The organism is Streptomyces sp. URMC 126 (genome assembly GCF_051386555.1).
In the GTDB taxonomy this organism is placed as follows: domain Bacteria; phylum Actinomycetota; class Actinomycetes; order Streptomycetales; family Streptomycetaceae; genus Streptomyces.
In genome coordinates this window covers 1-263 of sequence record NZ_JBPQTX010000971.1, presented here as the reverse complement: position 1 = coordinate 263, position 263 = coordinate 1, and the positions used below count along the sequence as shown (strand labels likewise).

General features: G+C 67.7%; 1 protein-coding gene. It reads left to right on the top strand.

What is annotated here, in order from left to right; all coding sequences use genetic code 11:
- Window positions 1-263 (top strand): SDR family oxidoreductase (locus ACSNOK_RS34715; RefSeq protein WP_436784692.1); only part of this gene is annotated, 263 nt, incomplete at both ends.

Genomic DNA, 263 nt, shown 5'->3' with positions numbered 1-263 from the left:
CTCTGGACGTGACCGACGCCGAACAGGTACGGGCCTTCGTCGACGCCGCCCACAGCGGGCACGGCCGCGTCGATGTCCTGGTCAACAACGCCGGTGTGATGCCGCTGTCCAAGCTGGAGGCACTCCGGCTCGACGAGTGGAACCGCATGATCGATGTGAACGTCCGCGGCGTCCTGCACGGCATCGCGGCCGCACTGCCGGTCATGCAGGCCCAGCGCCACGGCCAGTTAGTAAACGTCGCCTCCATCGGAGCCCACCAGGTC